This is a genomic window from Phenylobacterium glaciei (assembly GCF_016772415.1).
In the GTDB taxonomy this organism is placed as follows: domain Bacteria; phylum Pseudomonadota; class Alphaproteobacteria; order Caulobacterales; family Caulobacteraceae; genus Phenylobacterium; species Phenylobacterium glaciei.
This window is the reverse complement of sequence record NZ_JAGSGD010000001.1, coordinates 2902831-2922346: the sequence shown is the minus strand read 5'-3', so window position 1 is coordinate 2922346 and position 19516 is coordinate 2902831. Positions and strand designations below refer to the sequence as shown.

The 19516-nt window shown below is 67.5% G+C and carries 22 protein-coding genes and 1 other RNA gene; 18 read left to right on the top strand and 5 right to left on the bottom strand.

Features of this window, described 5'->3' with window-relative positions; genetic code table 11:
• The first annotated feature begins 11 nt into the window (after window positions 1-11).
• Window positions 12-806: an LOG family protein gene (locus JKL49_RS14345; RefSeq protein ID WP_249778090.1), complete on the top strand. Its 795-nt coding sequence runs from the start codon at window positions 12-14 to the stop codon at window positions 804-806.
• Window positions 807-958: 152 nt separating this feature from the next.
• Window positions 959-3004 (top strand): M13 family metallopeptidase, encoded by a 2046-nt coding sequence (locus JKL49_RS14340; RefSeq protein ID WP_215341302.1) that lies wholly within the window; start codon window positions 959-961, stop codon window positions 3002-3004.
• A 1-nt stretch (window position 3005) separates the two neighbouring features.
• Here the strand turns inward: JKL49_RS14340 and JKL49_RS14335 are convergent, their stop codons facing one another.
• Window positions 3006-4157 carry an alpha/beta hydrolase family protein gene (locus JKL49_RS14335; protein ID WP_215341301.1) on the bottom strand — a complete coding sequence of 384 codons (1152 nt, stop codon included), beginning with the start codon at window positions 4155-4157 and terminating at the stop codon, window positions 3006-3008.
• Between the two features lie 85 nt (window positions 4158-4242).
• Between JKL49_RS14335 and JKL49_RS14330 the strand changes: the two genes are divergently transcribed.
• The 3 genes from JKL49_RS14330 to dusA all read left to right on the top strand — a co-directional run bounded on the left by JKL49_RS14330 (window position 4243) and on the right by dusA (window position 6793).
• The gene (locus JKL49_RS14330; RefSeq protein ID WP_215341300.1) at window positions 4243-4899 is read left to right on the top strand and encodes a TetR/AcrR family transcriptional regulator; all 657 of its coding nucleotides are present in this window, start codon (window positions 4243-4245) and stop codon (window positions 4897-4899) included.
• A gap of 20 nt (window positions 4900-4919) precedes the next feature.
• Window positions 4920-5609, top strand: coding sequence for a VOC family protein (locus JKL49_RS14325; protein WP_215341299.1), 690 nt, complete (start codon window positions 4920-4922; stop codon window positions 5607-5609).
• A gap of 164 nt (window positions 5610-5773) precedes the next feature.
• A complete protein-coding gene (gene dusA / locus JKL49_RS14320; protein ID WP_215341298.1) occupies window positions 5774-6793 on the top strand; it encodes a tRNA dihydrouridine(20/20a) synthase DusA in 1020 nt (339 codons plus the stop codon).
• Here dusA and JKL49_RS14315 read toward each other — a convergent pair.
• From JKL49_RS14315 to JKL49_RS14305, 3 genes are all read right to left on the bottom strand, one after another.
• Entirely contained in the window at window positions 6737-7258 is a 522-nt protein-coding gene (locus JKL49_RS14315) for a TIGR02281 family clan AA aspartic protease (protein WP_215341297.1), read from the bottom strand. The two genes, dusA and JKL49_RS14315, sit on opposite strands and share 57 nt — an antisense overlap.
• 160 nt (window positions 7259-7418) lie before the next feature.
• Entirely contained in the window at window positions 7419-7637 is a 219-nt protein-coding gene (locus tag JKL49_RS14310) for a DUF1289 domain-containing protein (protein ID WP_215341296.1), read from the bottom strand.
• Window positions 7634-8062 (bottom strand): PaaI family thioesterase, encoded by a 429-nt coding sequence (locus JKL49_RS14305; RefSeq protein ID WP_215341295.1) that lies wholly within the window; start codon window positions 8060-8062, stop codon window positions 7634-7636. Before JKL49_RS14305 ends, JKL49_RS14310 begins: the two co-directional genes overlap by 4 nt.
• Before the next feature lie 175 nt (window positions 8063-8237).
• On the opposite strand from JKL49_RS14305, the gene JKL49_RS14300 reads away from it, so the two are divergent.
• On the top strand, window positions 8238-8555 hold the full coding sequence (locus JKL49_RS14300) for a hypothetical protein (protein ID WP_215341294.1): 318 nt from the start codon (window positions 8238-8240) through the stop codon (window positions 8553-8555).
• Between the two features lie 158 nt (window positions 8556-8713).
• A complete protein-coding gene (locus JKL49_RS14295; RefSeq protein ID WP_215341293.1) occupies window positions 8714-10183 on the top strand; it encodes a phospholipase D-like domain-containing protein in 1470 nt (489 codons plus the stop codon).
• Between the two features lie 7 nt (window positions 10184-10190).
• On the opposite strand, the gene JKL49_RS14290 is transcribed toward JKL49_RS14295, so the two are convergent.
• Window positions 10191-10922: an endonuclease/exonuclease/phosphatase family protein gene (locus JKL49_RS14290; RefSeq protein ID WP_215341292.1), complete on the bottom strand. Its 732-nt coding sequence runs from the start codon at window positions 10920-10922 to the stop codon at window positions 10191-10193.
• A 104-nt stretch (window positions 10923-11026) separates the two neighbouring features.
• On the opposite strand from JKL49_RS14290, the gene JKL49_RS14285 reads away from it, so the two are divergent.
• The 11 genes from JKL49_RS14285 (at window position 11027) to rnpB (ending at window position 19269) form a co-directional block, all read left to right on the top strand.
• The gene (locus JKL49_RS14285) at window positions 11027-11269 is read left to right on the top strand and encodes a hypothetical protein (RefSeq protein ID WP_215341291.1); all 243 of its coding nucleotides are present in this window, start codon (window positions 11027-11029) and stop codon (window positions 11267-11269) included.
• Window positions 11270-11301: 32 nt separating this feature from the next.
• Complete coding sequence (locus JKL49_RS14280) at window positions 11302-12309, top strand: adenosine deaminase (protein WP_215341290.1); 1008 nt, start codon at window positions 11302-11304, stop codon at window positions 12307-12309.
• Window positions 12310-12428: 119 nt separating this feature from the next.
• Entirely contained in the window at window positions 12429-13631 is a 1203-nt protein-coding gene (locus JKL49_RS14275) for an acyl-CoA dehydrogenase family protein (RefSeq protein WP_215341289.1), read from the top strand.
• Window positions 13632-13704: 73 nt separating this feature from the next.
• Window positions 13705-14850, top strand: a complete 1146-nt coding sequence (locus JKL49_RS14270; protein WP_215341288.1) for an acyl-CoA dehydrogenase family protein — start codon at window positions 13705-13707, stop codon at window positions 14848-14850.
• Between the two features lie 368 nt (window positions 14851-15218).
• Complete coding sequence (locus JKL49_RS21210; protein WP_283816639.1) at window positions 15219-15347, top strand: hypothetical protein; 129 nt, start codon at window positions 15219-15221, stop codon at window positions 15345-15347.
• Window positions 15348-15401: 54 nt separating this feature from the next.
• On the top strand, window positions 15402-15995 hold the full coding sequence (locus JKL49_RS14265; RefSeq protein ID WP_215341287.1) for a DUF3052 family protein: 594 nt from the start codon (window positions 15402-15404) through the stop codon (window positions 15993-15995).
• A 3-nt stretch (window positions 15996-15998) separates the two neighbouring features.
• Window positions 15999-16625 carry a glutathione S-transferase family protein gene (locus JKL49_RS14260; protein WP_215341286.1) on the top strand — a complete coding sequence of 209 codons (627 nt, stop codon included), beginning with the start codon at window positions 15999-16001 and terminating at the stop codon, window positions 16623-16625.
• A 47-nt stretch (window positions 16626-16672) separates the two neighbouring features.
• On the top strand, window positions 16673-17566 hold the full coding sequence (locus JKL49_RS14255; RefSeq protein ID WP_215341285.1) for a DMT family transporter: 894 nt from the start codon (window positions 16673-16675) through the stop codon (window positions 17564-17566).
• A gap of 10 nt (window positions 17567-17576) precedes the next feature.
• Entirely contained in the window at window positions 17577-18296 is a 720-nt protein-coding gene (locus tag JKL49_RS14250; RefSeq protein ID WP_215341284.1) for an N-acetylmuramoyl-L-alanine amidase, read from the top strand.
• 13 nt (window positions 18297-18309) lie between these two features.
• Window positions 18310-18855 carry a GNAT family N-acetyltransferase gene (locus tag JKL49_RS14245; protein WP_215341283.1) on the top strand — a complete coding sequence of 182 codons (546 nt, stop codon included), beginning with the start codon at window positions 18310-18312 and terminating at the stop codon, window positions 18853-18855.
• Between the two features lie 34 nt (window positions 18856-18889).
• An RNA gene (gene rnpB / locus JKL49_RS14240) (RNase P RNA component class A) lies at window positions 18890-19269 on the top strand.
• Window positions 19270-19516: the final 247 nt, after the last annotated feature.

Below are 19516 nucleotides of genomic sequence, written 5' to 3'. Positions count from 1 at the left end.
GGACCCTTTTCATGCCGACCCCTGCACCGGCGCCCAACGCGGCGCAGCTGATCTCGCCCGCCTATCGCTTGGCGGCCCTGGACCAGGACTTCCTGCTGAGCTCTCCCATGCGCGGGGTCCGCTTCATGCTGGAGTTCGCCAAGGTGGATGAGGCGCTCGCCGCGTGGGGAGTGCGATCCACCCTGGTGGTGTTCGGCAGCGCCCGGATCGCCGAGGACGGTCCGGGCCGGCAAGGCGACTGGTATGGGGCGGCGCGCGCCTTCGCCGCCCTGGCCTCGCGGCAGGGTGGCGCGATCCGGACGGCCGACAGGCTGCGTGACAACGTGATCGCCACCGGCGGCGGGCCCGGGATCATGGAGGCCGCCAACCTGGGGGCCGCCGACGTGGGCGCGCCGTCGATCGGGTTCAACATCAGCCTGCCGCACGAGCAGGAACCGAACGCCTATTCCACCCCCGAACTCACCTTCCGCTTCCACTACTTCGCCATGCGCAAGATGCACCTGGCCATGCGCGCCAACGCCCTTGTGGTGTTCCCGGGCGGCTTCGGGACCCTCGACGAACTGTTCGAGATCCTGACCCTGCGCCAGACTGACAAGTCGCCGCCGATCCCGGTGGTGCTGTTCGATGAGGCCTACTGGCGGTCAGTCATCAATTTCGACGCGCTATTGGCCGCTGGCATGGTGGATTCCGCGGACCTCAAGATCTTCCGGTTCGCCGAGACCCCTGAGCAGATCTGGGCGGAACTGCTGGATTGCGGCCTGCCGGTGGCGGCGGAGCGGACGGGAGCGGGGCCACCGAACCGTTAGAGCGCGGTCCTGCACGCCCTTCGCACGGGCCTGCGCAAGGCGGGGTCACCGGTGATAGATGGAGGAAAGTTCATCTTCCACCGGACGTTTTTCTGAGGACAGGCTGGCGGCCGCCCGCCATTCTCCGCGCACAAATTTCCAAGGGGGCGTCGATGCGCAGTCAATTCATGTGTGCGGCGGCGGTGGCCGTGCTTCTGGTCGCCGGCGCCGCGAGCGCGGCGGACAAGCCGGAGTTCGGCGAGATCGGCATCGACACCGCCGGGATGGATAAGACCGTCACCCCCGGCGACGACTTCTACGCCTATATGAACGGCGGCTGGATGAAGACCGCCACCATCCCGTCCGACCGTTCCAACTACGGCGACGTGGCCCGCCTGCGCGAGCAGAGTCTCGCCCGGGTGCGCGGGATCGTCGAGGCGGGCGGCGCGGCGGACGCCAGGAAGTTCGCCGACTTCTACGCCAGCTTCATGGACGAGGCGGCCATCGAGAAGGCCGGGATAACGCCGCTGAAGGCGGACCTGGCTGTGATCGCCGCGGTGAAGACGCCCAAGGACCTGGCGCGGACCATGGCGGCCCTGGAGCGCAAGCAGCGGCCCTTCGGCTACGGCTCGCCGCAGCCGAGCTTCCCGGTCTACCCCTATGTCGGGCAGGACGCCAAGGACCCCACCAAGGCCTCGTCGGAACTGGTGCAGGGGGGCCTCGGCTTGCCGGACCGCGACTATTACCTGACCGATGACCCGAAGTTCGCCGCCGCGCGAGCCGCCTACAAGACCTACCTCACGGACATCTTCACCCTGGCGGGGATGGAGGGCGGCGCGGCCCGGGCCGATAAGATCATCGCCTTCGAGACGGCCCTGGCCAAGGTGCACTGGACCCGGGTGGAGTCCCGCGACGCCGACAAGACCTACAACCCCATGACCCCAGCCCAGCTGGCCGCGGCGGCGCCCGGCTTCGACTGGAAAACCTATCTGGACGGGGCGGGCTTCGGCGCCCGGCCAGCGCTGATCGTCAACCAGCCCTCGGCCATCAGCGGATTTGCGAAGCTGGCCGCCGAGACACCGATGGAAGTGTGGCGCGACTACCTGGCCTCGCGCCTGATCAATGACGCCGCCCCCATCCTGCCCAAGGCCTTCGTCGAGGCCGACTTCGCCTTCCACGGCAAGGCGCTCACCGGCACGCCGGAGCTCAACGCCCGCTGGAAGCGCGGCGTGGGCGCCACCAACCTCGCCATGGGCGACGCGGTGGGCAAGGCCTATGCGGCCCAGTACTTCCCGCCGGAAGCCAAGGCCAAGATCGAGGACCTGGTGGGGGAGGTGAAGGCCGCCTTCGCCCGGCGCATCGACGGCCTGGACTGGATGGCGCCGCAGACCAAGGTGCGGGCCAAGGTCAAGCTCGCCAACCTGCGGGTCGAGGTGGGCTATCCGGAAACGTGGCGCGATTATTCAGCCCTGACGGTGGTGCGGGGCGACGCCTTCGGCAACAGCCAGCGGGCGGCGGAGTTCGAGTACGCGCGCAATCTGGCCGACCTGGGCAAGCCGGTGGACCGCGCCCAGTGGTGGCTGACCCTGACCCCGCAGACGGTGAACGCCTTCAATGCGGGCTCGCTGAACAAGCTGGCCTTCCCGGCGGGCTTCCTGGCCGCGCCCTGGTTCGATCCGGCCGCCGATCCGGCGGTGAACTACGGGGCCATCGGCTCAGTGATCGGCCACGAGATCAGCCACAGCTTCGATGACCAGGGCTCCAAGCTGGACGAACAGGGCCGGCTGATCGCCTGGTGGACGCCCGAGGACCTGAAGGCGTTCGAGGCCTCGACCGGCAAGCTGGCGGCCCAGTACGACGCCTATCAGGCCCTGCCGGACCTGAAGCTCAACGGCCGGCTGACCCTGGGGGAGAACGTCGGGGACCTCGGCGGCGTGGCCGCGGCGCTGGACGCCTATCACGCCAGCCTGGGGGGCAAGCCCGCCCCGGTGATCAACGGCCTGACCGGCGACCAGCGGTTCTTCATGGCCTTCGCCCAGAGCTACCGGACCCTGATGCGCGAGCCGTTCCTGCGCCAGATCATCGCCACCGACCCCCACGCGCCCGGACAGTTCCGCGCCTATGAGGTTCGGAATTTCGACGCCTGGTACACGGCCTTCGACGTCAAGCCGGGGCAGAAGCTCTATCTGGCGCCCGCCGATCGGGTTCGCATCTGGTAGGTCAGAAGCCCCGCTTCGCCAGCCAGGTTTCCACCGCGCCCACCGCTTGAGGCAGCAGGTCGCTGCGCTCGATGTAGTAGTGGTCGGCGTCCTTGATCTGGACGATCTCCTTGTCCGCCGAGCCGACGGCTTCGAACAGCCGGTCGGCGTGGCTGGGGGTGCAGGCCAGGTCGGCGGTGTTGTTGATCACCAGCACCGGGCAGGAGATGGCCTGGGCGTTGACGATCCCATTGGCGCGGCTCTCGTCATAGCTCCACTGCGACAGCCAGGAGCGCAGGGTGGTGAAGCGGCCCAGGCCCACCGGGCCGTCGTTGGCGATCTTCGGTTCCCCGAGATAGCAGGTCCCCGGCCGGCGGTCGGAGGGGTCCTGCGCCGGATCGGTCCACCGCACGTCGCACATGGTGCCGGCGACGATGAAGGGCCGTTCGGCGTCGGGATCGCCGCTGGCCTTAAGTTCGGCCAGGGTCGCCTTGACCCGTGCGGTGATGCGGCGATTGCGCGCCACCTGGGCCTCGCGAAAGCGGGCGACGAAGGCCTCGGAATAGGGGGGCTGATCGGGGCAGGCGGGGTCGTAGATGTTCAGGCCCACGTCGCGTTCGTAGGGTTTGTCTTCGTCCAGGATCGACGGGTCCAGCCACTCGGTCATGGTCACCGACCGGCTGATGTGGGCGGCCAGCAGCAGGATGGCGTCGGCGGGCTGCAGGCCGGCGCCCGCGATATCGATGGGGTCGCCGGAAGGCGTGTGGGTGATGGTCGGGTGCTCAGCCTGGTCCTGGTAGAACAGCGACAGCGATCCACCGCCGGACCACCCCCCCAGAACCACCTTCTCATAGCCGAAGCGGGTCTTGAGGTCGGCGATACAGGCGCCGAGGTCGAGGACGCACTTCTCCATGATCAGGGCTGTGTCGTTCCCCCGGTAGCGCGGGTTGCAATAGATGACATGACGCCCCGCGTGGGCCAGGGCGTTCACGAGCGGCAGAAACGAGCCGCCGCCGATCGGGTGGCTGAACAGGATGACGGTCTTGGAGTCGACCGCCGCCGGCCGGATGCGCATGCATTCGACGAAGACCTGGCCGGTCGGCCCGCCGTAGACCTCCTTCAGCCGGCTCGTATCTGCATGGACGAAACCGTAGGGCTCGCGAACCACCGCCATCATCTTCTCCCTGTGCGGCGCGCCTTGCCCGGCGATCCATTTCTGATTATCAAATCAGGAAAGCTGATCTGAAAGTCAAATTCTTATGGCGACGGCCGCCGTCATTCCGCTTCCCAGTCGCGAGGCTCCCGGCAAGGGTGAGCGCACGGCGGCGAGGATTCTCGATGTGGCGCTGGATCAGTTCTCCCGCCTGGGCTTCGAGCGCGCCTCGATGAGCGGCATCGCCCAGGCGGCGGGGGTCAGCCAGGCGGCGCTGCACTATCACTTCGACGACAAGGATCAGCTGTGGCGCGCAGCCATGCTGGAGCTGTCGGCGGCGATCGCCGAGGAGGAGAGGTTTCTGGCCGCGGCGCGGGACGCTGCGCCCCTCGAGCAACTGCGTATGGCCATGCGGTTCTTCATCGACATGTCCTGGCGCCATCCCGCGCTGGGCCGGATCGTGGCGCTGGAGGGCATGGCCGGCGGTGAGCGTCTGGCTTGGCTGAACGAGAACCTGATGGGCCGGCGCAACCGCCGGCTGGTGCGCCTGGCCGCCGACGCCATCGCGGCCGGGGCGCTCAAGCCCTTCCCGCCGGCGCAGATCGTCATCACCCTGCAATCGGCCGCCGCCGGAGTGATCAACCTCGCACCCTTGATGCGGGAGGCCTTCGGCGTCGATCCGGAGACCCCGGAGAACCAGGCGGCCCACGCCCACATGATCCTCGACGCCCTGTTGGGCGGCCTGATCCTCGACGACAGATAAGAGCCCCAAGGGAGGGACATATGAGCCAGCAACCCACCGGTATTCACCACCTGGCCTTCATGGCCGGCGACATCAAGAAACACATCGCCTTCTTCTCCGAGGTCATGGGCTGCCCGCTGGTGGCCCTGTTCGACATGCACGGGGTGCCGGGCGGCCTGCACGCTTTCCTGCGGATGAACGACCACGGCTACTTCTCGATCGTCCAACTCCCCAATGTCGACGACATCCCGATCGAACTGGGCAAGACCCATGCGGGCAACGGCGCCCTGCCTAGCGCGCCCGGAACGCTGCAGCACCTGGCCTTCCGCGTGGACACCGACGCCGACCTCGTCGCCATGCGCGACCGCATCCGCAGTCACGGGGTCAATGTCATCGGCCCCATCGACCACGGCATGTGCCGCTCGATCTATTTCGCCGGCCCCGACCAGATGACCCTGGAGGTCGCCACCAGCCACGAGCCGATCGACCCGGCGCGCTGGATCGACCCGACCGTGCTGGAGAAGGCCGGGATCTCCGCCGAGGAGGCCCAGCGGTTCAAGGCGCCGGCGGCCTATACCGGCCCGAGCCCGGTGAGCCAGCCGCCCTATGACCCGGCCAAGCCGCACATGGCCTATCCCCAGGAGACCTACCTGCAGATGATCTCCCTGCCCGACGAGGTGATCACCAAGGCGGGCTCCTATTCGGAACCGCCCGTGCTGGAAACCACCTGACCTTGCCGCCCGAGATGCAGGACCCGCCGGCCTGGGCCGACAGCCTGGCGGGCCGCCTGCCTTAGGCCGCTGGGCGCCCGCGCCGTCCAGCGTGAGGGGGTGTCGATCTGTCCTGTGCGATAGCGTAGAAGGGCGCGCTCTGATCCGTCGAGACCCCGAGACTCGTGCCTGACCTACGCGCCCACAGACTGTCCGTCGCCCCGATGATGGACTGGACGGACCGGCATTGCCGCGCCTTCCACCGGGTGCTGACGCGCGAAAGCCTGCTCTACACCGAGATGGTGACGACGGGCGCGGTGCTGCATGGCGACCGCGAGCGGCTGCTGGGGTTCGATGATGTCGAGCACCCCGTCGCCCTGCAGCTGGGGGGCTCGGAGCCGGCGGACCTGGCGGCGGCGGCGAAGATCGGCGCGGACCTCGGCTATGACGAGATCAACCTCAATGTCGGCTGTCCCTCCGACCGGGTGCAGAGCGGGCGGTTCGGGGCCTGCCTGATGCGCGAGCCGGCGCTGGTGGCCGAGGGGATGGCGGCGATCGGCGCGGCGGTGTCGATCCCGGCGACCGTGAAGTGCCGCATCGGGGTGGATGACCAGGACCCGGAGGAGAGCCTGTTCACCCTGGTGGACCTCTGCGCCCAGGCCGGGGTCACCACCTTCATCGTCCATGCCCGCAAGGCCTGGCTGAAGGGGTTGTCGCCCAAGGAAAACCGCGACGTGCCGCCGCTGGACTACGGTCTGGTCCACCGGCTGAAGCGCGAGCGCCCTGGCCTCAACATCGAGATCAATGGCGGCATCGGCTCCCTGGACGAGGCCGAGCACCAACTGACCCACACCGACGGGGTGATGCTGGGCCGGGCGGCCTATCACACGCCGGGCATCCTGGGTCAGGCGGATCGGCGCATCTTCGGGGCGGGCGCCGATGTCGATCCCTTCGAAGCGGTCAAGCTCTACAAGCCCTATATCGCCGGCCAGTTGGCGCGCGGCGTGCATCTGGCCGGGATCACGCGGCACATGCTGGGGCTGTTCCACGGCGCGCCGGGCGCGCGGACCTGGCGGCGGATCCTGACGGTGGAAAGCGTCAAGCCCGGCGCGGATCTCAGCGTCGTCGACCGGGCTTTGGCCGCGGTGTCAGGGCTGAAGGATCAGCGAAGTGCGGGTCGCCTGGAAGCTGGAGAGGCGGCCTAGATAGGTCATGCCCAGCAGGGAGGCGTCGAGCCCCTTGTCGAGAACCAGCGCATCGACATCGGCCAGCTTCGCGCCGGCCACGGAAACCGAGGCCAGCTTGACGGCGGCGGCGCGGGCCTCGCCGTTGGCGGTCATCACCTTGTATCCGTAGTTCAATCTCGCGGTGTCGAAGCCCAGGCGCTGGGCGTCGGCGGCGGTGAGGGCCACGGCGCTGGCGCCGGTGTCCACGAGGAAGCGGACGCTGGCGCCGTTCACGACACCCTGCGCCCAGTAGTGGCCGTCGCTGGCCTTGGCGATGGAGGCCGCGCCGCCCTCGGCGGGCGCCGGTTGCGGTTCGGGAACAAAGTGGGCCACGGCGGCGCGCAGGCCGTCCGACCGCGTGGTCGGATCCAGGCTGACGACGGCTTGCGCCGCCCCCACCGCCGAGACGGCTCCGATCAGGGCCATGGCGGCCAACTTGATCATACTCGACACCCTCGCCACCCTGGCGCTGCCCGGCCTTACGCGGCCGCGTTGAACGGACAGGTTAGGGCTGCGGGTGTTTGCAACCGGTGAACATGAAGCTTTTTGCTTGGTCGCGCTTTCGGACGGCGAACCGGCGGCCACTTCGCCTGAAAGCGCTCGGTTAGCGGAACATCGCCAGTTTTTCGGGGCGGATGCGCTCCCGGCGCGTGGGCAGTTCGGTCATGATCCGGACGCGGTCCTCGTCTGACAGTTTTTGCCAGGCGGCGACCTCGGTGAGCTGGCGGTAGCAGCCCATGCAAAGGCCGGTTTCGCCGTCGATGACGCAGACCTTGATGCAGGGAGTCGCGATCGGGGCGGGGCGGGGAGGCAGGTCGCTCATGAAGGGATAGCGTAGGTCACGGTCGCTTGGGCCGCCAGCCTGTCCTGGCTTTCCGTCCAGAGCTTGACGTCGCAGACGGCGATGCGGCGGCCGAGGCGCAGGAAGCTGGCGTCTGCATGCAGGTCGCCGGGGAGTGCGCCGCGCAGGAAGTTCATCACCAGGGAACTGGTCACCGCCATCAGCTGATCGCCGATATGGGCCAGGATCAGGGCGTAGGCGGCGGTGTCGGCCAGGCTCATCAGGTTGGGGCCGGAGATCACCCCGCCAGGACGCAGCATGCCGCCGCCATAGGCCCGCACGATATGGGCGCGGCCGGGGGCGAGGTCGGTGACCTGCGGCAGGGCCTCCACCGGCGCATCGGGGAAGGCGCGCGCCATCAGGGCGTTCACGCCGGCGACATCGAGCTTGAGATCGGGTTGGGCCATATCCGCGTTCTGCCGAATGCAGCGTAACATTACAAGATGTTTATGTATATAAGTAACGAGGTTCGATGATTAAAGATCGGTAAGATTCGAATACTCAATGTTGCTGCGAATTCATTTGAAGCGTCCGCGGCGCGAGAGCAGGTTCCGCCCATTGTCGTTCGAGGGAAAACCTACAATGCGTATCGCCACTATCATGCTCACCGCCGCCGCGACCCTGATGGTCGCCGGCTCCGCCCTGGCCGCCGCCGACGTCAGCGACGTGAGCTTCATCCAGGCCAGCCGCTGCCGCGGGATCGCCTCGGTCACCGCCGCCGACACCACCGATCTCGACGCCTGGCTGAAGGCCGCCAGCCGCAGCCGCGATAGCTCCGTCATCGCCAAGGCCGCCGACGCCCAGGACGCCGGCCGCCGCGAAGCCAAGACCACCAACGCCGAACGCAAGGCACGCCTGGCCGTCGAACTCAGCGGGCCCTGCCAAGCCTTCAAGGGCTAGTCTCTCGAACCGCCCTTGATGGAGCGCGTCGGCCCCCCCAGAGCCGGCGCGCTCTTTTCATTTGCCCCCACGCGTTCCGGAGTTGCGCGGACTCGACGGGAACCCGACCTGAGCGCAGGCTTTCTTGCAAGCGTGTCCAGCGGGGTTTCGGTCGGGTTATGAGCGTATTGAAACCTGGCGACACCGCCTGGCGCGTCGGGCGCGCCAACCGCGCCGCCTTCCTGATCGACACCGAGGCCTACTACACGGCGGTCTTCGCGGCGCTGCGCAAGGCCAAGCGCTCAGTCCTGCTGCTGGGCTGGGGCTTTGATCCCCGCACCCGGCTGTTCCCGGACGGGGTGGAGACCCCCGATGATCCCGATGAGGCCGGCCGTATCCTGGTGAATCTGTCGCGCGCCCGGCCCGACCTCGATATCCGGCTGCTGATCTGGAAGTCGGCCCTGCCGATCGCCGCCAGCCAAGAATTCTTCCCCCACAAGGCCCGCAAGTGGTTCGAGCACACCGGCGTGAAGTTCCGCCTGGACGACTCCGTGCCCATCGGCGGCTGCCATCACCAGAAGCTGCTGGTGGTGGACGACAGGCTGGCGATCTGCGCCAGCGGCGACATCTGCGTCGACCGCTGGGACACGCCGGGTCACCGCGACCACGAACCCCGCCGCATCATGCCTGACCAGGAGTGCCACGCGCCGCGGCACGAGGTGATGCTGATGGTGGACGGTCCGGTCGCCAAGGACCTGGGGGATCTGGCCCGCGAGCGCTGGCATAGGGCCACCAAGGAAACCGTCGAACCGCCGCCGGAGATGGACACCGATCCCTGGCCCGCTCACGTGCCGGCCCACCTGCTGGACATGGATGTCGGCATCGCGCGCACCATGCCGGCCTGGCGCCATGAGCCGCAGGTGGAGGAGATCCGGCGGCTGACCCACGCCTCGATCCACGCGGCCAAGGACATCATTTACCTGGAGAACCAGTACTTCACATCCCCGCTGATCGCCGAGGCCCTGGCCGCAAGGCTGGCCGAGCCGAACGGGCCCGAGATCGTGCTGATCTCCACCGGGGCCAGTCCCAGCTGGTTCGACCAACTGACCATGGACCGGGCGCGGTCCAACATGTTGTGGCGGCTGCGGACCGCCGATGTGTTCGGGCGCTTCAGGGCCTTCTACCCGATCACCCCGGCGGGCACGAAGATCATCGTCCACTCCAAGAGCACGGTCATCGACGACACCTTGGCCCGGGTCGGGTCGGCCAACCTGAACAATCGATCGGGGGGTTTCGATACCGAGCTGGAGCTGGCCATCGAGGCCACGACCGATCGGGCGCGCCTGAACATCGCCGCCTTCCGCGACCGCTCCATCGCGCACTTTCTGGGCTGCACCGGCGACTCGATCGCCAAGGCGCGGCAGGAACGCGGCAGCCTGATTTCGGCCATCGACGCCTTGAACCGGGAAGGGCGGCTGTCGCCGATCCTGCCGATGAAAATGACTGCGTTTGGAGAGTTCGTGGCGGCCTATCACCTGGGCGACCCTGTGAACGTCAGCGATTCCTGGCGGCCCGGCCGACGGCGCGAGCGGCTCTATGCCGAGGCAAGGGCGCTGGGGGAGAGCGGCGTCTTCCAGACCCGCGACTGAGCGCCGCTTACGAAACCTCGAAATCCATGACCAGGGGCAGGTGATCCGACGCCGCCCGGGTCAGGGGATTGAAGGGCGCGCTCAGGTCCGTCACCCGGATCTCGGGGCTGACAAACAGATGGTCGATCCGCACCACCGGCAGGGCCGAGGGGAAGGTCGAGGTGGGCTTCTTCTCCGGCGCCAGCCGGCGCGCGCCCTGCAGCCGGCCGATGAGGGTGCGATAGACCACCGAGGTCGGGCTGGCGTTGAAGTCCCCCAGCAGGATGGTCGGTCCCTCACACCTTGGATGGTTCAGCCAGGCTGGGCCGGCCAGGCAGGCGGCCTGCAGCTGCTGCTCCTTGGGAACCAGGCCCAGGTGGGTGTTGATGATCTGCACCTTCTTGCCGTCGATCTCCACGGCGATCCACAGAGCGCCGCGCGGCTCCAGCTGCGGGATGCGGCCATAGCCGGGCAGGGGGCCGACCTGGACCAGGTGCTCCGGATAGGTGGTGAGGATGGCGTCGCCGTAGAGTTCCTCCTCCACCTTCATGGCGGCGTGGAAGTGGACGGCCATCTTCAGGCGCTGGGCGATCTCGTGGGCCTGGTCCACCTTGCCGGTGCGCAGGCGGCCGACGTCCAGTTCCTGCAGGGCGACGATGTCGGGCTTGAGGCTGGCGATGACCTCGGCGATGCGGCCCACGTCCAGGCGACGGTCGGTGCCGACGCAGCGATGGACGTTGTAGGTGAGAATGCGCGGCATGGGGCCCGTGTGATGCGCGCCCTCTTGGCCGGGCGCAAGATCGGGAATGGCTGGCGTGCGGCGAAGGTTCGCTTCACACAGGGCGAAATTGGGAGATCCCACGGATGATCTGGATCGCCGCGGCGGCCGCGACAAGCGTAATGGCGGGCCAGGGACTGGCGACCGTGCAGTGCCGGGTGGCGGCGGGCCAGGTTCTGCGCGACTGCGTGGTGCTGTCGGAGACGCCGACCGGAGCCAATGTCGGCGCCTTCGCCCTGAAGCTGGCCAAGGGCTTTCATCCGCAGAAGGGCGACCGCCGCATCACGAACGGCAAGATCGTCATCCACATGAAGTTCAAGCTGCCTTGACGGGCGGCCCCGGCCGCCGGGAGATAGCGGCCATGCAAAACGACTTCATCCGAGGCCTGCCCAAGGCCGAGCTTCACCTGCACATCGAGGGCAGCCTCGAGCCCGAGCAGATGTTCGAGTTCGCCCGGCGCAACAGGATCGACCTGCCGTTCAAGTCGGTCGAAGAGGTCCGCGCCGCCTACGCCTTCTCCAACCTGCAGGACTTCCTGGACATCTATTACCAGGGCGCGGGCGTGCTGCAGACCGAGGAGGATTTCCGCGACCTGACCCTGGCCTACTTCCGGCGGGCGGCGGCGGACGGAACGGTCCACGCCGAGATCTTCTTCGACCCCCAGACCCACACTGAACGGGGCATCCCCTTCGCCGTGGCCGCCGACGGCCTGCTGGCCGGGATGGCGCAGGCCGAGACGGACCTGGGCGTCACCTCCAAGCTGATCCTCAGCTACCTGCGGCACCTGTCGGAGGAGGACGCCTTCAAGACCCTTCGCGAAGCCGAGCCCTTCCTTGATCGGATCGTGGGGGTGGGGCTGGATTCCTCGGAACTTGGCCACCCGCCCAGCAAGTTCGCCCGCGTCTACAAGGCCTCGCGCGAACGGGGCCTGAAGCTGTCGGCGCACGCTGGCGAAGAGGGGCCGCCGGAATATGTCTGGGAGGCGCTGGACGGCCTGGCCGTCGACCGCATCGACCACGGCAACCGCTCGCTGGAGGATCCGGCCCTGGTGAAGCGCCTGGTGGCTGACGGCATGACCCTGACGGTCTGCCCGCTGTCGAACCTGAAGCTCTGCGTGGTGGACGACCTTGCGAACCACCCCCTCAAGCGGATGCTGGACCTGGGGCTGAAGGCCACCATCAACTCCGACGATCCGGCCTATTTCGGCGGCTATATCGGCGAGAACTGGACGGCCACGACCGCCGCCCTGGGGCTGACCCGCGACGAGCTGGCGACGCTGGCCCGCAACAGCTTCACAGGGTCGTTCCTTGCGCAGGGCGAGATCGCGTCCAGGGTGGCGCAGGTGGACGCGTATCTGGCCAAGACCTGACATCTTCCAAGGGTTTTTCTTGACGCTGACGTCAACGTCATCTTCCCAAGGCGAAGGCGTTTGCCTATGTTCTGGCCTCACGCAATACGCTGTAAGCGGAAGCGCCAGGGAGCCTTGTGATGAACCTCGATTTCTCGCCCGAAGATAACGCCTTCCGTGAGGAGGCCCGGGCCTTCCTGGCCGACAGCTACCCCAAGGCCCTGCGCGAAAAGCAGGAACGCGGCGAGCCGCTGGGCAAGGAGGACTACCTCTCCTGGCACCGCATCCTGGCGGAAAAGGGCTGGTCTGCGCCTTCGTGGCCGAAGGAATGGGGCGGGACCGATTGGACTCCCACCCAGAAGTACATCTGGTCCGAGGAACAGGCCCGCGCCGACACCCTGGGCATCCTGCCCTTCGGCGTCGCGATGCTGGCGCCGGTGATCTACACCTTCGGCACCGAGGAGCAGAAGGCCAAGTTCCTGCCCGACATCCGCGACGGCAAGATCTGGTGGTGTCAGGGCTATTCCGAGCCCGGCGCCGGCTCCGACCTGGCCTCCCTGAAGACCCGCGCCGAGCGCGTGACCGGGGATGACGGCAAGGAATACTACATCGTCAACGGCCAGAAGACGTGGACGACGTTGGGCCAGCACGCCGACTGGGGCTTCTTCCTGGTCCGCACAGATCCCGACTCCAAGCCGCAGGCCGGCATCAGCTTCCTGCTGATCGACATGAAGACGCCCGGCGTCACCGTGCGTCCGATCATCACCCTGGAGGGCGGCCACGAGGTCAACGACGTCTTCCTGGATAATGTGAAGGTGCCGGTGGAGAACCGCGTCTTCCACGAGAACCAGGGCTGGACCTGCGCCAAGGCGCTGCTGGCCCACGAACGCTCGGGCATCGCCGGGGTGGCGCGGTCGAAGCGCGGCCTGGAGCGGGTGCGCGAGATGGCCTCGACCGAACTGGCCGACGCCGGCGGTTCGCTGCTGGCCGACGCCTTCTTCAAGCGCAAGGTGGCCGAGCTTGAGATCGACCTGACGGCGCTGGAGTTCACCGAACTGCGGACCCTGGCCGGCGAAAGCAGCGGCAAGGGCCCGGGCGCGGAAAGCTCGATCCTCAAGATCAAGGGCACCGAGATCCAGCAGCGCCTGCAGGAACTGGCCCTGGAAGCCGCCGGCCACTACGGCGCGCCGTTCCTGGGGGAGGGCGGCCACAACTCCGGCGTCGGCCCGCTGCATTCCATCGACACCGCCGGCGACTATTTCAACGGCCGCAAGACCTCGATCTACGGCGGCTCCAACGAGATCCAGCGCAACATCATCGCCAAGATGGTGCTGGGACTCTAGGGCGACCGCCGCGACAGAACACTGACCGGCCGCCAGGGAGGACACCGGCGGCCCACGACCCTTGGGGACGAACATGGATTTCAGCTTCACCGAAGAACAGTCGATGCTGCGCGACACGGTCGCCAGCTACTTGGCCGACAATTACAGCTTCGATCAGCGCCGCGCGGCGCTGAAGGCCGAGCCCGGCTGGCGGCCGCAGGTCTGGAAGGCCTTCGCCGACGAACTCGGCATTCTGGGCGCGGCCTTCTCGGAAGAGCAGGGCGGCCTGGGGGGCGGCGCCACCGACAATATGGTGATCATGGAAGAGCTGGGTAAGGCGCTCGTCGTCGAGCCCTACCTGCCCACCGTGGTGATCGGCGGCGGTTTCCTGAAGCACGGCAAGCCGGCCGGCGCCGATGAGCTGATCGGCAAGATCATCGCCGGCGAGGCCATCATCGCCTTTGCCTATGCCGAACCCCAGGGCCGCTACACCTGGAGCGATCTGAAGACCACGGCCAAGAAGGACGGGGCGGGCTACGTGCTCAACGGCCACAAGGCCGTCGTCATCGGCGCGCCCTACGCCACTCACCTGATCGTCACGGCGCGGACCGGCGGCGGCCAGCGCGAGGCGCAAGGGGTGTCGGTGTTCATCGTGCCCAAGGACGCCAAGGGCGTGACCACGCGGGACTATCCCACGGTCGACGGCTTCCGCGCCTCGGAGGTCTATTTCGAGAATGTCGCCGTGGGCGCCGAGGCCATGATCGGTCCCGAGGGCCAGGCCCTGCCGCTGGTGGAAAAGGTGATGGATGAAGCCATCGCCGCGACCTGCGCCGAGGCCTGCGGCGTCCTGCGCCAGCTGCACGAGGGTACGGTGGAGTACGCCCGCCAGCGCAAGCAGTTCGGCCAGCCGATCTCCAGCTTCCAGGTGCTGCAGCACCGGATGGTGGACATGTTCATCCAGCTCGAACAGTCGATCTCCATGACCTACATGGCCGACATCAAGCTCAATGACAGTGATGCCGAGCGGGCCAAGGGCGTGTCGGCGGCCAAGGTGCAGATCGGCAAGGCCTGCAAGTTCGTCGGCCAGAACGCCATCCAGATCCACGGCGGCATGGGCATGACCGACGAGATGGCCATCGGCCACTATTTCAAGCGCGCCACCATGATCGAGGCGGCCTTCGGCTCCACCGACCACCATCTGGCCCGCTACGAGACCCTGTCGCTCGGCAAGGCGGCCTAGCTCGCGAGCCCTCTCCCAGGCGGGAGAGGGCGTTCGCGCCGCAGCCAACCAATTAGCCGTATACGGATCAAAAATTTCAACCTCGACTGGCCCCGATTCCGCCTGGAATCAGGGGCTTTCGAGGTGTGGCCTGCCTGCGACACGCCGTCACGATTGAGCGCCTGAGCGCCAGTCGACATTCAATATAATCAAAGATTTAACGGATATTCCGTGGGCTGAAATAGTCCGTAAGCGGATGTTTTTCTTGCGTTTGACGAGGCTCGGCGCGACTCTCTGGTCCCGACGCGCTGACGACTAGGAGGGTGCAAGCCCCTGGAAGCCGCTTCGCGTCTCTTTCTGGCTCGACCAGCTGGTCAAGGAGACGCCAAATGACTGTCACCAAGATGGACCACGCCCTGTTGTCCTTCGCTTTCCTGGGCAATCTCTCGGCGCCTGCCCGGCGCAATCAGGGCAAGCCGCCGCCCATTCCGCGCGAAGCCAAGACCCCCAAGGGATAGGCTTGCGCCACCCCGTCCGCATGGCCAAGCTGACCGTGGACGGGGAGGAACGCCATGGGCAAGGACGCTCAGGTCCGCGCGACATTCGCCGAGGGTGAGGACGCGGGGCGGCTGCAATACGAGGCGCCGAAGCTGCTGTTCCGGGGCGCCGCCCGCCGGGTGTTCGAGGGTGAGGCGCTGAGGGGCGTTCGCGCTGAGGCCGGCGACCTGGTCCTGGCCGACGGCTCGCGGTTCGCGCTCGGCGACAAGGCCGCGGCCAGCTGGGCCGACGCCATTCTCAATCCGAAAAGCCGGCTCGACAAGCTGGGGGTGAAACCCGGCATGAGGGTCGCCGTGCTGAACGTCGCCGACGACGCCCTGGCCGGCGAACTGGCCGCGCGCGATGCGGCGCCGGTGGCTGACCTCACCGACCTGGACCTGCTGTTCTACGCCGCCGACAGCCTGGCGGAGCTGGACGCCATCCCCCGCCTGATCCCTGCGCTGGCCGGCAAGGGCGCGCTGTGGATCGTGTCGCGCAAGGGCAAGGCGGCCGCTCTGAAAGACGTCGAGGTGATGGCGGCGGCCAAGGCCCACGGCCTGGTGGACAGCAAGGTGATCGGCTTTTCCGACACGCTCACGGCGCTGCGCTTCACACGGCGGCGGAGCTAGTCCGTGACCGACCTTGTCCTCTATCGCGGCATCGCCACCCGGTCCTTCACGGCCCTTTGGATGCTGGAGGAGCTGGGGGTCGCCTACCGCACGGAATTGATCGATGCGCGGCCGGGCAAGCTGCGCTCGCAAGCCTATCTGCAACTCAATCCCACCGGCGCGGTTCCGACCCTTGTGGACGGTGAGGCGGTGGTCCGCGAAACGCCGGCCATCTGCCTGCATCTGGCCGATCGGTACGGCTATGGGACCTTGGCGCCGAAGATCGAGGACCCGCGCCGGGGCGCCTATCTGAGCTGGATGGTGTGGTCCAGCGCGGCCCTCGAGCCGGCCCGAGCGACCTGCGGCATGACCCTGCCGGAGAAGCCTGGCGGCTGGGGCGCAGGCTGGGCGCCGCTGGCCGAGACCACCCGCGTCCTGGCCGTGGCGCTGGAAGCTGGTCCCTACCTGCTGGGCGACACCTTCACCGCCGCCGATGTCATGGTGGGAGCGACCCTGGCCATGGGGCGGCACACCGACGAGATTCCCGCCGACCCGGTGTTGGACGCCTATGTCGTCCGAATGGAAGCTCGCCCCGCCAACCAGAGGGCGGGCGCGCTGAACTGGCCGCCGGAGCTGTTTCCACCCGCGTGACCCGACAACCAGTTTCCAGCGTCGCGAAACCCCTCTAAGCCCGGCCCATGTCGCTCCGGGACTTTCTCCTCCTCGCCTTCGTCTGCGTCGTCTGGGCGGCCAACAATATCGTGTCGAAGTTCGTGGTGGCCCATCTGGGGGTGCCGCCGATGTTCTATGCCGCCGTGCGCTTCGCCGTCGTGCTGATCGCGGTCTTCCCCTGGCTGCTGCCGATGCCGCGCCCGCGCTGGCGGATGGTGGTGGTGGGGCTGCTGATGGGGGCCGGCACCTTCGCCCTGGTGTTCATCGGCCTGAAGACCGCCAGCCCCTCGGCGGTGGCCATCGTCAGCCAGGTCGGCGTGCCGATCACCACCCTGTTGTCCTTCCTGATCCTGGGCGAGCGGCTGACCGGGCGGCGCATCGCCGGCATGCTGCTGACCCTCACCGGGGTGCTGGCGGTGATGTGGGACCCGCACGGGTTCAAGATTTCCGGCGGCCTGCTGTTCATCGTGGCGGCCTCGTTCCTGGGCGGGCTGGGGGCGGTGATGATGAAGCAGATGGACGGCGTGAAGCCCCTGCGCCTGCAGGCCTGGGTGGGCCTATCCTCCCTGGTGCCGATGGCGATCCTGTCGGGCTGGCTGGAGCCCGGGCAGATCCAGGCCGGCGTCGCGGCGGGCTGGCCCTTTGTGGCTGCGGCCCTGTTCTCAGGCCTGGTGGTCTCGGTGGTGGCCCACACCCTCTATTACAGCCTGATCCAGAAGTATGAGGCCAACCTGATCTCGCCGCTCACCCTGATGACGCCGCTGGCCACCATCGTCGGCGGCGTGATCTTCACCCATGACGACTTCGGCCCACGGATGGCGTTCGGGACGGCGGTGGCCCTGGCCGGCGTGCTGGTGATCGCCCTGCGGCCCAGCCAGGCGGTGGCTTTGCTGGTGGCCTTGCGCAACCGCTCGCAATAACCTTGGCCACATGACTCCGATCCCCGCGCCCTCGCCCAACTTTGACGTCCGCAAGAGCCCGCCGGACATGATCGTCCTGCACTATACCGGCATGCAGACCGGCGAGGCGGCCCTGGCGCGGCTGCGCGATCCCGAGGCCAAGGTCTCCTCCCACTATGTGGTGGAGGAGGATGGCCGGGTCTTCACCCTGGTGGCCGAGGAGCGGCGGGCCTGGCATGCCGGCGTCTCGTCCTGGAAGGGCGAGCGCGACATCAACGGCCGCTCGGTGGGGATCGAGATCGTCAATCCGGGCCACGAGTTCGGCTACCGGCCCTTCCCTGAGGCGCAGATCGCCGCGGTGATCGACCTGGTGGCGGAGATCCGCACCCGCTGGACCATCGAGGACGGCGCCATCGTCGGGCACTCCGACGTCGCGCCGGACCGCAAGCAGGACCCCGGCGAGCTGTTTCCCTGGAAGCGATTGGCGCAGGCGGGCCACGGCCTGTGGGTCGAGCCCGCCGCCGCCCCAGGCCAGCCGATCGGGGAGGGCGAGGAGGGCGCCGCGGTCTTCGCCTTGCAGGCGGGCTTCACGCGGCTGGGCTTCGACTGCGCGCCGTCCGGGACCTTTGACCCTCACACCACCGCCGTTGTCACCGCCTTCCAGCGCCACTGGCGGCCCGAGAAGGTGGATGGGATCGCCGACGGGGAGACCCGGGCGCGCTTGATCGGCCTGCTGCGGCTGGGGACCTGATGCAGGTCGCGGGATGAGCTTAGGGCTCGCCAACTGTGTCCTGAAGGTCGGCGAATATACGCTGTCGCCCCTGCAACGCGACGACGCCGAGGGGCTTTTTGAGTTGTTCCGTGACCCTTTGGTGGCGGAATACATGGACATAGCCCCGCTTGAGAGCGTGGCCGAGGCCCATGACATCATCGATTGGGGAACCGAACTGGCCGCCGGCGACGGCGGGGTGCGCTGGACCATCCGGCGGGCCGGGGCGCCCGACCTGATCGGCACGGTGGGCTTCAACAACCTGATCTTCGACCGCGCCCGTCGCGGGGAGGTCGCCTACGACCTGCGCCGCGCCGAGTGGGGCCGCGGCGTGATGCGCCAGATCCTGCCGTACGTGCTGTCCTTCGGCTTCAACGACCTGTCGCTGCGGCGGATCGAGGCCATGGTGACCCTGGGCAATGCGCGGTCGTGTGCTCTGCTGGAGCGCCACGGCTTTTCGCTGGAGGGCACGCTGCGCGACCACGCCCATTGGAAGGGGCGCTATTGGGACCAGCTGATCTATGGGCGACTGTCGGATTGACCCCAACGCCGTCCCGGCCCATCAAGCCCGCGGACCAGATGGCTGGGCGGTCGCGCCTGCGCAAGCAGGCGAGGAAAGTCCGGGCTCCACGACGACATGGCGGTGGGTAACGCCCACCGGGGGTGACCCTAGGGATAGCGCCACAGAGAGCAGACCTCCGGAGCTTCGGCGCCGGGAAGGGTGAAAGGGTGCGGTAAGAGCGCACCGCGGACCCAGCAATGGGGACGGCATGGCAAGCCCCGCCAGGAGCAAGACCGAATAGGGGTGTCGCGCCGGTTCGCCGGTAGGGCTGTCGTAGGCCCGAGACACCCGGGTAGGTCGCGAGAACCGTCCAGCGATGGGCGGTCCAGAGGAATGATCGCCAATGCCCGTTCGCGGGCGGCACAGAACCCGGCTTACAGGCCGTCTGGTCCATCATTCCCCAAATTGAGGCCGCGACAGCAAGGGCGATAGCTCAGCCGTTGCGGGTGACTCTAGTTATCCACAACCTCTGCGACATTCCGTCCCTATATTTAACAGGTTCTGTGTATGTTCTGTGGAGTGTTTATCTCCGTTAACCATAAGTGTCCGCGACATCTTTGAATCCACGCCAAATAGTCATTCAGAGGCATTGTCGCCCAGTTTAGCCCGTGTTAACCCAGTTCTTGTCTGCTGAAGGCTG

What these genes read in the sequence shown, in the direction of transcription:
- JKL49_RS14345 (WP_249778090.1), top strand. Translation starts at nt 12, where the DNA reads ATGCCGACCCCTGCACCGGCGCCCAACGCGGCGCAGCTGATCTCGCCC.
- JKL49_RS14340 (WP_215341302.1), top strand. Translation starts at nt 959, where the DNA reads ATGCGCAGTCAATTCATGTGTGCGGCGGCGGTGGCCGTGCTTCTGGTC.
- JKL49_RS14335 (WP_215341301.1), bottom strand. Translation starts at nt 4,157, where the DNA reads ATGGCGGTGGTTCGCGAGCCCTACGGTTTCGTCCATGCAGATACGAGC.
- JKL49_RS14330 (WP_215341300.1), top strand. Translation starts at nt 4,243, where the DNA reads ATGGCGACGGCCGCCGTCATTCCGCTTCCCAGTCGCGAGGCTCCCGGC.
- JKL49_RS14325 (WP_215341299.1), top strand. Translation starts at nt 4,920, where the DNA reads ATGAGCCAGCAACCCACCGGTATTCACCACCTGGCCTTCATGGCCGGC.
- JKL49_RS14315 (WP_215341297.1), bottom strand. Translation starts at nt 7,258, where the DNA reads ATGATCAAGTTGGCCGCCATGGCCCTGATCGGAGCCGTCTCGGCGGTG.
- JKL49_RS14310 (WP_215341296.1), bottom strand. Translation starts at nt 7,637, where the DNA reads ATGAGCGACCTGCCTCCCCGCCCCGCCCCGATCGCGACTCCCTGCATC.
- JKL49_RS14305 (WP_215341295.1), bottom strand. Translation starts at nt 8,062, where the DNA reads ATGGCCCAACCCGATCTCAAGCTCGATGTCGCCGGCGTGAACGCCCTG.
- JKL49_RS14300 (WP_215341294.1), top strand. Translation starts at nt 8,238, where the DNA reads ATGCGTATCGCCACTATCATGCTCACCGCCGCCGCGACCCTGATGGTC.
- JKL49_RS14295 (WP_215341293.1), top strand. Translation starts at nt 8,714, where the DNA reads ATGAGCGTATTGAAACCTGGCGACACCGCCTGGCGCGTCGGGCGCGCC.
- JKL49_RS14290 (WP_215341292.1), bottom strand. Translation starts at nt 10,922, where the DNA reads ATGCCGCGCATTCTCACCTACAACGTCCATCGCTGCGTCGGCACCGAC.
- JKL49_RS14285 (WP_215341291.1), top strand. Translation starts at nt 11,027, where the DNA reads ATGATCTGGATCGCCGCGGCGGCCGCGACAAGCGTAATGGCGGGCCAG.
- JKL49_RS14280 (WP_215341290.1), top strand. Translation starts at nt 11,302, where the DNA reads ATGCAAAACGACTTCATCCGAGGCCTGCCCAAGGCCGAGCTTCACCTG.
- JKL49_RS14275 (WP_215341289.1), top strand. Translation starts at nt 12,429, where the DNA reads ATGAACCTCGATTTCTCGCCCGAAGATAACGCCTTCCGTGAGGAGGCC.
- JKL49_RS14270 (WP_215341288.1), top strand. Translation starts at nt 13,705, where the DNA reads ATGGATTTCAGCTTCACCGAAGAACAGTCGATGCTGCGCGACACGGTC.
- JKL49_RS21210 (WP_283816639.1), top strand. Translation starts at nt 15,219, where the DNA reads ATGACTGTCACCAAGATGGACCACGCCCTGTTGTCCTTCGCTTTCCTG.
- JKL49_RS14265 (WP_215341287.1), top strand. Translation starts at nt 15,402, where the DNA reads ATGGGCAAGGACGCTCAGGTCCGCGCGACATTCGCCGAGGGTGAGGAC.
- JKL49_RS14255 (WP_215341285.1), top strand. Translation starts at nt 16,673, where the DNA reads ATGTCGCTCCGGGACTTTCTCCTCCTCGCCTTCGTCTGCGTCGTCTGG.
- JKL49_RS14250 (WP_215341284.1), top strand. Translation starts at nt 17,577, where the DNA reads ATGACTCCGATCCCCGCGCCCTCGCCCAACTTTGACGTCCGCAAGAGC.
- JKL49_RS14245 (WP_215341283.1), top strand. Translation starts at nt 18,310, where the DNA reads ATGAGCTTAGGGCTCGCCAACTGTGTCCTGAAGGTCGGCGAATATACG.